Source organism: Pseudomonas sp. NBRC 111127, from assembly GCF_001320345.1.
Lineage (GTDB): Bacteria > Pseudomonadota > Gammaproteobacteria > Pseudomonadales > Pseudomonadaceae > Aquipseudomonas > Aquipseudomonas juntendi.
The window spans coordinates 1-11,760 of the sequence record NZ_BCBD01000168.1; the positions used below are offsets into that span (position 1 = coordinate 1).

The following is an 11,760-nucleotide window of genomic DNA, read 5'->3' on the forward strand; positions in this document are numbered from 1 at the left end:
ATCTGGTGTTCCTCATTCTCTGGTGGCTGCGCGGCCCGGTGCGCTTTCTTCTCGGCTTGGCTTCGTTCGCCAGTCTCATCACCCTACCGATCATGTGGCTTGGGCTGGACTCGGCCAATAAGACCCACATCATGCTATCGGTCGCAGGCGTCGGCCTTGGTGCGTCGGCCCTCATGTGGTTTTATGACGCGCTTCTCATGAGGCTGGCACCAGAACCAATCCTATTCAGCACCTAAACGAAGGCCGGGCCACTCACCCGGCCTTTTTTGTACGCTCATAGGGCAGAACAAACCAACGTTTTATCTATACCGCAACAGGGTATTTAATTCCTATTTAATCTGCGCTAGAATGAGGCATGTTTAACCGAATCTGACGTTTTCCCTGCAAATGCCAAAATACTATGCCTATCTCCGGGTTTCGCGTGACGGCCAAGACCCGGAAAACCAAAAATACGGTTTGCTCGAATACGCGAACGCCAAAGGCTTCGCGCCGCTACAGATCGAGGAAGAAATTGCCAGCAGAGCAAAGGACTGGCGCAAGCGCAAGCTCGGAGCAATCATCGAAAAGGCCGAGCGTGGCGACGTGCTACTGACGCCGGAGATTACGCGCATTGCCGGTTCCGCCCTCGCCGCCTTGGAAATTCTCAAAGCGGCGAGCGAGCGCGGCCTAATCGTCCATGTGACCAAACAGAAGATCATCATGGACGGCAGCCTACAAAGCGACATCATGGCAACCGTGCTTGGCTTGGCTGCACAGATCGAGCGGCATTTCATTCAGGCACGTACCACCGAGGCGCTACAAGTCGCCAGAGAGCGCGGCAAGACGCTCGGGCGACCCAAGGGCAGCAAATCGAGCGCCTTGAAGCTGGACAGCCGTATTGATGAAGTACAGGCATACGTGAACCTTGGCTTGCCGCAAAGTCGCGCAGCCGAGTTGTTAGGCGTCAGCCCTCACACCTTGCGCCTGTTCATCAAACGCCGGAACATCAAACCCACAAACACTAGACCAACCATCACCATGCCGGGGAGGGAACAACATGCCTAAGAAGGAGTCGCCTCAGAAAACGGAAAATAAAGCACGCTAAGGCGTAGTTCCCTCGGGCTACACCGCGTCCGCACTGCGCGGTTCTTTCTTCCCTTGCAGTGACGCAATCAGCGGGCAGGAAACGTTCCCCTTCCGCGCATGGCAGGCGCACACCAAATCAGACAGCACGGCCTCCATGCGCGCCAGGTCAGCCATCCTCTCGCGCACGTCCTTGAGCTTGTGCTCGGCCAGGCTGCTGGCTTCCTCGCAATGGGTGCCATCCTCCAGCCGCAGCAGCTCGGCGATCTCATCCAGGCTGAAGCCCAACCGCTGGGCTGATTTCACGAAGCGCACCCGCGTTACATCCGTCTCGCCATAGCGGCGAATGCTGCCGTAAGGCTTGTCCGGTTCCGGGAGCAAGCCCTTGCGCTGATAGAACCGGATGGTCTCCACATTGACCCCGGCCGTCCTGGCGAAAACGCCAATGGTCAGGTTCTCCAAATTGTTTTCCATATCGCTTGACTCCGTACATAACTACGGAAGTAAGCTTAAGCTATCCAATTCAGATTCGAAAGGACAAACGTATGTCTGAACCTCAAAACGGGCGCGGCGCGCTCTTCACTGGCGGGCTGGCCGCCATCCTCGCCTCGGCTTGCTGCCTCGGGCCGCTGGTTCTGATCGCCTTGGGGTTCAGCGGCGCTTGGATCGGCAACTTGACGGTGTTGGAACCCTATCGCCCCATCTTTATCGGCGTGGCGCTGGTGGCGTTGTTCTTCGCCTGGCGGCGCATCTACCGGCCGTCAGCCGCCTGCAAACCGGGTGAGGTTTGCGCGATTCCCCAAGTGCGAGCTACTTACAAGCTCATTTTCTGGGGCGTGGCCGTGCTGGTTTTGGTCGCGCTCGGATTTCCCTACGTCGTGCCATTTTTCTATTGATCACAGGAGTTCACCATGAAAAAGCTGCTTTCCGCCCTTGCCCTCGCTGCCGTTGTTGCCCCCGTGTGGGCCGCCACCCAGACCGTTACGCTGTCCGTACCGGGCATGACCTGCTCGGCCTGTCCGATCACTGTCAAGAAGGCGATTTCCAAGGTCGATGGCGTCAGTAAAGTTGACGTGACCTTCGAGACGCGCGAAGCGGTGGTCACCTTCGATGATGCCAAGACCAGCGTGCAGAAACTGACCAAGGCTACCGAGGATGCGGGCTACCCATCATCAGTCAAGAACTGATCATGAAAGACCCGAAGACACTGCTGCGGGTCAGCATCATTGGCACAACCCTCGTGGCGCTGTGTTGCTTCACCCCTGTTCTGGTCATTTTGCTCGGTGTGGTCGGCTTGTCCGCGCTGACCGGCTATCTGGACTATGTGCTGCTGCCTGCGCTGGCGATTTTCATCGGCTTGACCATCTACGCCATCCAACGAAAACGCCAAGCCGATGCCTGCTGCACACCGAAATTCAATGGAGTAAAAAAATGACCGAAATCACCGTGAATGGCATGACCTGCACATCCTGCGCCACCCATGTCAAAGATGCTTTGGAAAAGATTCCCGGCGTGAATGCCGCTGTGGTGTCCTATCCAGAAAGCCGCGCGCAAGTCATGGCAGACACCGCCGTGAGCCACAACCAACTGCTGGCCGCCATCGCCGCATTGGGTTATCAAGGCTCGATCCGGGTTGGTGATTTCAAAGATGAACCAAAAATCCGTGATGCACTTGAGGGCGCCGGTTTGCATATCGCCATCATTGGCAGCGGCGGGGCCGCGATGGCGGCGGCGCTGAAGGCCGTCGAGCAAGGCGCGACGGTCACGCTGATCGAACGCGGCACCATCGGCGGCACCTGCGTCAATATCGGCTGTGTGCCGTCCAAGATCATGATCCGCGCTGCCCATATTGCCCATCTGCGCCGGGAAAGTCCGTTCGACGGCGGTATTGCGGCAACTGTGCCTGCGATTGACCGCAGCAAACTGCTGGCCCAGCAGCAGGCCCGTGTCGATGAACTGCGGCACGCCAAATACGAAGGCATCCTGGACGGCAATCCAGCCATCACCGTTTTGCACGGTGAAGCGCGTTTCAAGGACGACCAGAGCCTGGTCGTCCGTTTGAACGAGGGTGGCGAGCGCGAGGTAACGTTCGACCGCTGCCTGGTCGCCACCGGTGCCAGTCCGGCCGTGCCGCCGATTCCGGGCCTGAAAGAGTCACCCTACTGGACTTCCACCGAAGCGCTTGTCAGCGACACCATTCCCGCACGCCTGGCCGTGATCGGTTCGTCGGTGGTGGCGTTGGAACTGGCGCAAGCCTTTGCCCGGCTCGGCAGCCAGGTCACGATCCTGGCACGCAGCACCTTGTTCTTCCGGGAAGACCCGGCCATCGGCGAGGCCGTGACAGCCGCTTTCCGCGCCGAGGGCATCGAGGTGCTGGAGCACACGCAAGCCAGCCAGGTCGCCCATGTGAACGGCGAATTCGTGCTGACCACCGGACACGGTGAATTGCGCGCTGACAAGTTGCTGGTTGCCACCGGTCGGGCACCGAATACGCGCAGCCTCGCGCTGGACGCGGCGGGGGTCACTGTCAATGCGCAAGGGGCCATCGTTATCGACCAAGGCATGCGCACGAGCAACCCGAACATCTACGCGGCCGGCGACTGCACCGACCAGCCGCAGTTCGTCTACGTGGCAGCGGCCGCCGGCACCCGTGCCGCGATCAACATGACCGGCGGCGACGCAGCCCTCAATCTGACCGCGATGCCGGCAGTGGTGTTCACCGACCCGCAAGTCGCCACCGTGGGCTACAGCGAGGCGGAAGCGCACCACGATGGCATCGAGACCGACAGTCGCACGCTGACACTCGACAACGTTCCGCGAGCGCTTGCCAACTTCGACACACGCGGCTTCATCAAGCTGGTCATCGAGGAAGGTAGCGGACGGCTCATCGGCGTGCAGGCGGTGGCCCCGGAAGCGGGCGAACTGATCCAGACGGCGGTGCTCGCCATCCGCAACCGCATGACGGTGCAGGAACTGGCCGACCAGTTGTTCCCCTACCTGACAATGGTCGAGGGGTTGAAGCTTGCGGCGCAGACCTTCAACAAGGACGTGAAGCAGCTTTCCTGCTGCGCTGGATAAAAAAAGGAGGTTTTCAATGAGCGCCTACACCGTGTCCCGGCTGGCCCTTGATGCCGGGGTGAGCGTGCATATCGTGCGCGACTACCTGCTGCGCGGATTGCTGCGTCCGGTGGCGTGCACCCCGGGCGGCTATGGCCTGTTCGATGATGCCGCCTTGCAACGGCTGTGCTTCGTGCGGGCGGCCTTCGAGGCGGGCATCGGCCTGGACGCGCTGGCGCGGCTGTGCCGGGCGCTGGATGCTGCGGACGGCGATGAAGCGGCCGCGCAGCTTGCCGTTCTGCGCCAGTTCGTCGAGCGTCGGCGCGAAGCGTTGGCCGATCTGGAGGTGCAGTTGGCCACCATACCGACCGAGCCGGCACAGCACGCGGAGAGTCTGCCATGAACAGCCCCGAGCGCTTGCCGTCCGAGACGCACAAACCGATCACCGGCTACCTGTGGGGCGCGCTGGCCGTGCTCACCTGTCCCTGCCATTTGCCGATTCTCGCCATTGTGCTGGCCGGCACGACGGCCGGCGCGTTCATCGGAGAGTACTGGGGTATCGCAGCCCTCACGCTGACCGGTTTGTTCGTCCTGTCTGTGACACGACTGCTGCGGGCCTTCAAAGATCGATCATGAGCGCTTCCCATTGAGACAAACCACGCTGTCGCTACGTTGCCTCATGCCGGCATCAAATTCGGCTGAGTAGCTTCTCGCCATCTGGACGTAGCTCACCCTTGGGTGAAACATGCCGATACAGGGTCTGCCGCGTGACGCCAAGTTCCTGGCACAGGTCGCCGACCTTGGTCTCTGGCTGACCCATTGCCGCCATCGCCAGCCGCAGCTTGGCGGCGGTCATCTTGAACGGCCGGCCGCCTTTCCGCCCGCGCGCGCGGGCCGAGGCTAGGCCGGCAATCGTGCGCTCCGCGATCAACTCGCGCTCGAACTCGGCCAGGGCGGCGAAGATGCCAAAGACCAGCTTGCCGGCGGCGGTCGTGGTGTCGATGGCCGCGCCGTGCCCGGTTAATACCTTCAAGCCGATGCCGCGCCCAGTCAGGTCGTGCACGGTGTTGATGAGATGTCGCAGGTCGCGTCCGAGCCGATCCAGTTTCCACACGACCAGTGTGTCGCCAGTTCGCAACGCCTTCAGGCAGCTCGTCAAGCCGGGCCGATCCTCGCGCATGCCGGATGCCTGGTCCTCGTAAAGATGTACTGGATCGACCCCGGCGGCAATCAGCGCGTCGCGCTGCAAATCGGTAGCCTGGGAGCCGTCCGCCTTCGATACCCGCATGTAGCCTATCAGCATGTCGTACCTGTCACATATACGTTCGATTATGTGACAGTGTGAGCCAGAAAGTTCTCGCCGTCAAAAACTGTCACTTAACCCGTCATTTAGTCTAAGACCTGCAAACGGCCATTCAGGCTCGTAATGTGACAAAAACTCCGGCGGGATGCCCTCCTTGGTGAACGTGGTGCGCAAACGTTCCAGGGATTCGGGGTCGCGTCGCCCGTAGGACGCCAGTGTGAACAGCAAGCGGGCCGTCTCCGGGTTGTGTCGCGCTTCAATGATGGCCTCATCGATGGCCTGGGCTGCTCGTTGCCAGTGGTTGATGGGTTCCGGCTTCGGCACCTTCGCCGGCAGGCCGTTGGTGAAACCAGTGTGCGGCTCCGTCTGAAACAGCGCGGCCTGTTCCCCGCGCGGGATCAGCGCCTTTGACTCGATCAGCGTGATGGCGGTGGCCGCCGCCTCCAGCATCTGCCACTGCACCGCCGGGGCCAGAATCTCGTAGGGACGCCACAGACTCTGCCCGGCGCGCAGCGGATGGCCGCAGCGCTCCCAGACATGGCGGATGCTCGCCGAGCAACTGCCGCAGTGCGAGAGCGGCGTGTTCAGCTCATCAAGCAGGGTGCGCAGCAGCCGGAACCACAAGCCGGCGTGGACACGCCGACGCGGCAGCTCCACAAAACCCGTCGTCAGCGCCTGCCAGGTGCGCCGGTCCATGCAGGCGATTGCGTCATCGGCAGGGCGCGGCGCAGCATCGGCGATTTCCCACTGAAGATACCGGCCGGGCATGCCCCAGTAGGACTCCAGCCAGCAGCCATGCTGCGGGCAGCTCAGCATCAAGGGGAGCTGCCAGACGAGTAGCACAGCTTGATTCGTTGGATCGTTCAGACACTGCGGACACGCCCGGCGAATCGTCTGGCTCGGTAGCCAGGCACGCCAGCGAGTGATGGACCGCACCTTGCGGGTGCGCTTGGGCAGGAGCACCGCGCATTGGAATGTATAGGTTTCCAAGGCTGCTGGTACCGAATCGTCGAGACTGTCGAGCAGCCACGGCACCCAGCCTGCAAGACTCATGCTGCGCAACCGCTCCAGCTCGACGCCACTGCGCTGGCAGAGCGCCGTCAGCAACGACAAGGATGGTGCGGTATCCAGGTCATCAAGTTGGCTGTGACCAAGATCGTGGGCCAGCAGCTCGTGCACGTCCATCTGGTAGCAGGCGGCGACCCGGTTGAGCCATGAGGACAGGGCTTCGCCTTCCTTGGGTGCCGGATGCAGCGGCCAGCGCGGCGCGGACTTCACATCAGTTCCCGCTCGAACTGTCGCCGCCGCTCACTGGGGCCGATGTAGTCGGCCATGCTGAGCGTGCGGTGGTTGATCGCTTCCTCGCCACTCTCCACGGCGGCGACGGCCGCCGCCACCAGCAGATGTGCAAGCTCGCCGATGGTGCCTTCGCTCCGGGTGAGCAGGTAGCGGGCCATGTCCAGCGTGGCAATCGGGGATGGCCGCCGTAGCGGGAGTGACGCCGCGAAGCTGGCCAGCAGCGAGCAGCAGTCCTCATTGGCCTCCCACGGCGGCAGCAGCATCGGCTCGAAGCGGTTTTCCAACTGATCGTCCGAACGGATGGCCAGGTACGCCTCGCGCGTGCCGACCCCGACCAGGGGGATACGCAGCTCGTTGCCGAGGAAGCGCAGCAGGTTGAGGAACTCGCGCCGGTTAACGCTGTTGCCAGCCAGTACATTGTGCAGTTCGTCGATCACCAGCATGCGCACGCCGACCTTGCGCAGCAGGGCCAGCGCCAGTTGCTCCATTTCCGGCAGCCGTGGGCGCGGGCGCAGCGGCGCGCCCATCGCAGCCAGCAGCGCGACATAGAAGCGGATCACCGATGGCTCTGACGGCATCTGCACGACCAGCACCGGGATATGTTCTTGGTCAGCGTCGGTGCCGACCGGGTGCGCCCGCCGGAATTTCTCGACGATCATCGACTTGCCGTTGTTGGTGGGGCCGACCAGCAGCAGGTTTGGCATGCGTTGCTTGTTCGGCCACGCATACAGAGTTTCCAGCCGGTTCAGCGCCTCGACCGCGCGCGGGTAGCCGATCCAGCGGTCGGCGCGAATGCGCTGGATGCGCTCGTCTGCCGGCAGCCTGGCCAAACCCTGTGCCGCTGGCAGCAGGTGGGACAGGTCAATGACGGGATATTCGTCCACGGCTACCACTCCTCGATCTGATCGAACGGTTTGGCCGGCGGCAGGTTGTCTGCCTGCGGGTCAGCCATGTCCACATCCGGCGGTATGGGCTTGGCCGGTGGCTCCGACGTCTTGAGGTGCTGGCGGCGATCAGCGTCGCGCCGCGCCTTGCGCGTGGCCTTCTGGGCGGTGGTCACGATCTCGCGCATCTGCCCGATCATGCGGAACAGCGCCGACTCGTCCACCTGCTCGCGCCCGAGCTGACGCAATTTGGCCAGCGCCTGGCGTTGTTCCCAGAGGGTGACGGCCGGATGGGACAAGGTGCGGTAGTGGATCTCCAGATAGTGCTGACCTTCCGGTTCCAGTACCCAGATGCGGCTGATGTCGCGCGGATCGCGCCGGATCAGGAAGGCGGGCAAGCGCTCGCGCCGGGCAATCCACGGCTTGAGGGCGTCGGCGTAGTAGTGGATGTGGTCGATGACAAAGCCGGTGCGGGTCAGGGTGCGGCGGATCACCGGCAGGAAATCGACCAAAAACGCGGTGGGGCGGGTAACGACGGCCGGGACGCCAACGCGCTCCACGGCCTCGGCCCAGCGCGCGGCCGGCGGCTGGAGCAGGCCGTTGTGCACGGAGCCGTGATAGGTGCCTACCGCCAACGCGAGCCAGCGCTCCAGCTCGCGCAGCGTCAGGGTGGCCATCTTCTCGGAATCGTACTCGCCGCGCTGGCCGGGATTGGAGAAGGTCGTCCCCGGTAATTCGTCGTGGATCATCTGCATCGCCGTGCCGATGATCCGTTCCACGATGCCGCCGTAGTGCGGCTGGCCTGGTGGGCGATAGTCCAGCCGGATGCCATGCTGTTCGCAGCCACGGCGCAGCGCTTCGCTTTTGAACTCGGCCGCGTTGTCCAGATAGAGCAGCCTGGGCTTGCCGCTCATCGGCCAGTCCATTTCCACATTCAGCCCTTCCAGCCAGGGCCGCTTGTCGCAGGCGGCATGCGCGAGGCATAGGCCGACCGAGACGGCGGACGGCGCTTCCAGCGTGACCACCATGCCGAGTACGCAGCGCGTGAACACGTCGATGGCGAGGGTCAAATATGGGCGGCCAATCGGTTGCCGGTCGCGCTCGTCGACCACGATCAGGTCGATGACGGTGTGGTCGATCTGCACCTGTTCCAGCGGCATGGTGACTTCGGGCGGAATGCCACCCGCGCCTTGCAAGGGACGGGCAGCGTCCTGCCCGCCCCGGCTGCGGGCTATTTTCGCCGGGTGTAGTCCGGCAATCCGCTGGGCCACGGTGTTGCGCGCCGGCACCGGCAGCTTCTGGGTTTTGCACGCCTGCGCGACTTCGCGGTGGAACGCCGCCAGGCTGCGTTTCTGCTTGGTCAGGAAGCGCTTTTGCAGCAGCTCGCGGATGATGCGCTCGACCGGTTCCGGCAAGCGCCCCTTGCCTTTGCCGCCGCCGGATCGGCCGGGCGTCAGGTCTGTTACCAGGCCAGTACCCTGCCGGGCGCGACGGATCAGGACATATACCTGTCGCCGGGACAGGCCCAGCGCTTGGGCTGCCTCATCGGCGGCTTCATGCCCGACCACCTCAAGCGCTGCCAGTGGCCCGATGATTTCCGTCCGGTGCCGGGCTTGCGCCCATGCCTCGTCGGGCAGGGTGGCCACGCCTTGCGCGGCAATCGGTGGAGTGTCTGATGTCATGCCCAAACCTCGCTTTGGTGCACACGAGTATTGAGCATAGCCGAGATTGGTGCAGACGACTCCTGATATTGGGCTGTCAGGAGCCGTATGCACACCAAGCGTTACATCCAGTCAGATGGTGCGGTCGTCTTCTGAAAACGACACTTTCGTCCAGGGTCTTGTCTTTGGTGTTGAAAAAGCTGGCCAGGGTATGAGCGTCCATCCCCTCGTTTTTGAGTGCGGCAACTTGGTTCCCATACGGCGCCAATGCGAGGATTCGATAGCCGAGTTGATCCTCTGTCTTGCCGTAACTCATTGCCTCGTTGACGGATGTGAGCAGTTGCACGGCCCGCTCAACGGAGTAGGTTTTGCCCGTACCAGCATCACCCTGAATGCCGACAAACCGATTCTCCGTGCTGACGATGGTCTCGACGGCTTGCCGTTGGCCAGCGGTGAGGGTTGATCCTTCAAGTGCTTTAGCGACCTGCTCCTGGGACATGAGCGGCGTCACCTGGCCCCGGCCAGTGCGCTCAATGGCAAGGATGGCTTTCTCGCGCTTCAAGCCTTTCTGTGTGGTGTAGCGCTTCTCGGTTGGCACCAATGAACCGCGCTCGATGGCGGTGGCCACGTACTGTTTTGCCTGCTTGTCCGTCCAGCCTTTCAACTCCTGCAGGTGAGCTTGCCAACCTGCAGGCGACAACACGGGCGCGTTTTCCGTGGGCTGTGCCATTGAGTAGGCCGGTGCTGACTCTATGAGCGTACCTTGTTGTACCAGCCGGGCTATTTCGGCCCGTACCTGGTCAGGCCCGGCCAACCCTACCGAACGCTGGAGCGCCACGGTCAACAGGTCCAACTGGGTAACAACCTGTTCACGCTCGGTCAGGTGATTGATTGCGTATTGCACAACGGCTTGGGCCGGTGTCAGCCCTGCGGGTAGATTGGGATCAGATGGAACGCGGCCAGCGCCTGACGCTGGGCCTGATTCACCATACTCGCGGCCATCCAATCGGCTTTGTGGGCCGTAGTCGATCCCTAACTCGCGGCTTTTCGTCACCCAATACTGTTTCACCAGATCGTGGTCGCGCTCGTCTTTGTGCGGCCTGGTGGCCATTGAGATAACTTGTTTTTCCAGAGTGGTCGCGTCGGCCCGGGTTTTCCCGTCCTTGGCCAACGCTTCTTCAATGACTTTGCTGCGGCTGGAGAATGCTTCGATCTGTTCCCGTGAAATGTGATTCAGCTCGAAGTTGCCTTTGCCATCGAGTACGCGGATCTCGTAGCCCAGCTCGCGCAGCTCCAAGGCCAGTTGGCCCTTGTACATGGCGTCAACTTCATGCTGAACCTTGAAAATATCGTCGTTGAACAAGGCACGCCATTTACCATCGGCGCGCTGCGTCATGTTCATGATCACCGCATGGGTGTGCAGTTGGGGATCCTTGCCGCGACTCATTTCGTGGCGAAACTTGCCAATGACCATGTTCCCCGTGCGTTCGCGCAGGAACTTGCCCTGTACCTTGCGCCGTGCCTGGGCGAGCTTTTCGACGTGGTGCATGGCCTTGGCCACCGCCCGGTCGTGAGCCAGGGTGACATTTTTGTCGCCGGCGACGAGTGCTTGCATCGACACCGATTTCGGCGCCGAGAATGTCATGTCCAAGCCCATGCGCCGCTTGTTGGTTTCGGCATTGAACGTGGTGTGGATCCGCTCGCCGTTCGGCAACTTGCCATCAAGCAGTTTGGCCAGTTGCAGCTGATCGACGGGGCCGACCAGGCCGAGCCGTTCGGCACCTTCGCCTTGCCACTCGCCGGGTGTTTCCTTGGCGTAGTAGGGGTGCATAGAGAAAACGGAAAAAATCGTACGATAGGCCCTGTGACCCGCAAAGTTCGGGCATGTCTCTGTCAGAGTGTTTGCACTTGCTCGGTTTGCCTTTCATTTCTTGACTACAATCGTGGGAGCTGAAGGATCAGATCCCCTCAACAAAAGCCCCGTCAAGATGCCGGGGCTTTTGTTTTCAGTCCACACCGTTGAGCAGAGAACGACTAGATCATGGTGAGCTGATGCCGGTAGGTGTTGTCATAGAGGTTTGATAGTGCTCCATGTTCAGTCTTTCGCATTCAGCATCTGCTTCTATCTGTGTCGGGTAGGTGAACTGCAATCGCTGCTTATCTTGATTGTCATAAATATCAAACCCGCCAGGAACTGTAGTGGAGTGAAAGCGAGTTCCATTACGAATCGATCCTGTTTCGATGGGGATCGCAGGAACAACAACAAATCTCTGAATCATCGTCGCGTCCTTGTGTTGAGTGAATCTTAACTAATAGCGGCAGCCCGCCACTTCTTCAAGTTTTGATAAACCCAATGACAACCAAGCAGCCTGAAGCCGTGGCCTGTCAGGTTGAAGTCATAGAGGTTTGTAGGGAAACGTCAGGAAAAGCCGAAATAGCCCCTATCTTGACGTACTTCGGTCGTCCGGTCTGACGCCAGGTTGAGGCATACCCT

15 protein-coding genes are annotated in these 11,760 nt (G+C 61.4%); 8 read left to right on the forward strand and 7 right to left on the reverse strand.

From position 1 onward, the window contains the following. A partial coding sequence (locus APH30_RS29195; protein ID WP_218186817.1) for a hypothetical protein occupies nucleotides 1-236 on the forward strand: 236 nt, incomplete at its 5' end. 151 nt (nucleotides 237-387) lie between these two features. Then, nucleotides 388-1,044, forward strand: a complete 657-nt coding sequence (locus APH30_RS22785; RefSeq protein ID WP_012196454.1) for a recombinase family protein — start codon at nucleotides 388-390, stop codon at nucleotides 1,042-1,044. 57 nt (nucleotides 1,045-1,101) lie between these two features. Here APH30_RS22785 and merR read toward each other — a convergent pair whose 3' ends face one another. Continuing rightward, nucleotides 1,102-1,536 carry an Hg(II)-responsive transcriptional regulator gene (gene merR / locus APH30_RS22790; RefSeq protein WP_000429838.1) on the reverse strand — a complete coding sequence of 145 codons (435 nt, stop codon included), beginning with the start codon at nucleotides 1,534-1,536 and terminating at the stop codon, nucleotides 1,102-1,104. A gap of 71 nt (nucleotides 1,537-1,607) precedes the next feature. Between merR and merT the strand changes: the two genes are divergently transcribed. Genes merT through merE form a run of 6 tightly spaced genes read left to right on the forward strand, consistent with a single transcriptional unit; the run spans nucleotide 1,608 to nucleotide 4,755 of the window. Then, complete coding sequence (gene merT, locus APH30_RS22795) at nucleotides 1,608-1,958, forward strand: mercuric ion transporter MerT (protein ID WP_001294667.1); 351 nt, start codon at nucleotides 1,608-1,610, stop codon at nucleotides 1,956-1,958. A 15-nt stretch (nucleotides 1,959-1,973) separates the two neighbouring features. Then, a complete protein-coding gene (gene merP / locus APH30_RS22800) occupies nucleotides 1,974-2,249 on the forward strand; it encodes a mercury resistance system periplasmic binding protein MerP (protein WP_000735441.1) in 276 nt (91 codons plus the stop codon). Nucleotides 2,250-2,251: 2 nt separating this feature from the next. After that, nucleotides 2,252-2,497, forward strand: a complete 246-nt coding sequence (gene merF, locus APH30_RS22805) for a mercury resistance system transport protein MerF (RefSeq protein WP_000654684.1) — start codon at nucleotides 2,252-2,254, stop codon at nucleotides 2,495-2,497. Beyond that, complete coding sequence (gene merA, locus APH30_RS22810) at nucleotides 2,494-4,140, forward strand: mercury(II) reductase (RefSeq protein WP_000136268.1); 1,647 nt, start codon at nucleotides 2,494-2,496, stop codon at nucleotides 4,138-4,140. The genes merF and merA overlap by 4 nt, the downstream gene beginning before the upstream one ends. A gap of 16 nt (nucleotides 4,141-4,156) precedes the next feature. After that, on the forward strand, nucleotides 4,157-4,522 hold the full coding sequence (merD, locus tag APH30_RS22815) for a mercury resistance co-regulator MerD (RefSeq protein WP_054890425.1): 366 nt from the start codon (nucleotides 4,157-4,159) through the stop codon (nucleotides 4,520-4,522). Then, complete coding sequence (gene merE / locus APH30_RS22820) at nucleotides 4,519-4,755, forward strand: broad-spectrum mercury transporter MerE (RefSeq protein WP_001087809.1); 237 nt, start codon at nucleotides 4,519-4,521, stop codon at nucleotides 4,753-4,755. Before merD ends, merE begins: the two co-directional genes overlap by 4 nt. A 52-nt stretch (nucleotides 4,756-4,807) precedes the next feature. Here the strand turns inward: merE and APH30_RS22825 are convergent, their stop codons facing one another. From APH30_RS22825 to APH30_RS28335, 6 genes are all read right to left on the reverse strand, one after another. Further along, nucleotides 4,808-5,422, reverse strand: a complete 615-nt coding sequence (locus tag APH30_RS22825; RefSeq protein ID WP_000904941.1) for a recombinase family protein — start codon at nucleotides 5,420-5,422, stop codon at nucleotides 4,808-4,810. Between the two features lie 60 nt (nucleotides 5,423-5,482). Continuing rightward, nucleotides 5,483-6,700: a TniQ family protein gene (locus tag APH30_RS22830; protein ID WP_014754502.1), complete on the reverse strand. Its 1,218-nt coding sequence runs from the start codon at nucleotides 6,698-6,700 to the stop codon at nucleotides 5,483-5,485. Next, nucleotides 6,697-7,605: a TniB family NTP-binding protein gene (locus tag APH30_RS22835; RefSeq protein ID WP_003465065.1), complete on the reverse strand. Its 909-nt coding sequence runs from the start codon at nucleotides 7,603-7,605 to the stop codon at nucleotides 6,697-6,699. Before APH30_RS22835 ends, APH30_RS22830 begins: the two co-directional genes overlap by 4 nt. A gap of 2 nt (nucleotides 7,606-7,607) precedes the next feature. Beyond that, the gene (locus APH30_RS22840) at nucleotides 7,608-9,287 is read right to left on the reverse strand and encodes a Mu transposase C-terminal domain-containing protein (RefSeq protein ID WP_003465068.1); all 1,680 of its coding nucleotides are present in this window, start codon (nucleotides 9,285-9,287) and stop codon (nucleotides 7,608-7,610) included. A gap of 76 nt (nucleotides 9,288-9,363) precedes the next feature. Beyond that, the gene (gene mobF, locus APH30_RS22845) at nucleotides 9,364-11,097 is read right to left on the reverse strand and encodes a MobF family relaxase (protein ID WP_232879742.1); all 1,734 of its coding nucleotides are present in this window, start codon (nucleotides 11,095-11,097) and stop codon (nucleotides 9,364-9,366) included. Between the two features lie 208 nt (nucleotides 11,098-11,305). After that, nucleotides 11,306-11,545 carry a hypothetical protein gene (locus tag APH30_RS28335; RefSeq protein ID WP_081791613.1) on the reverse strand — a complete coding sequence of 80 codons (240 nt, stop codon included), beginning with the start codon at nucleotides 11,543-11,545 and terminating at the stop codon, nucleotides 11,306-11,308. Between the last annotated feature and the right edge of the window lie 215 nt (nucleotides 11,546-11,760).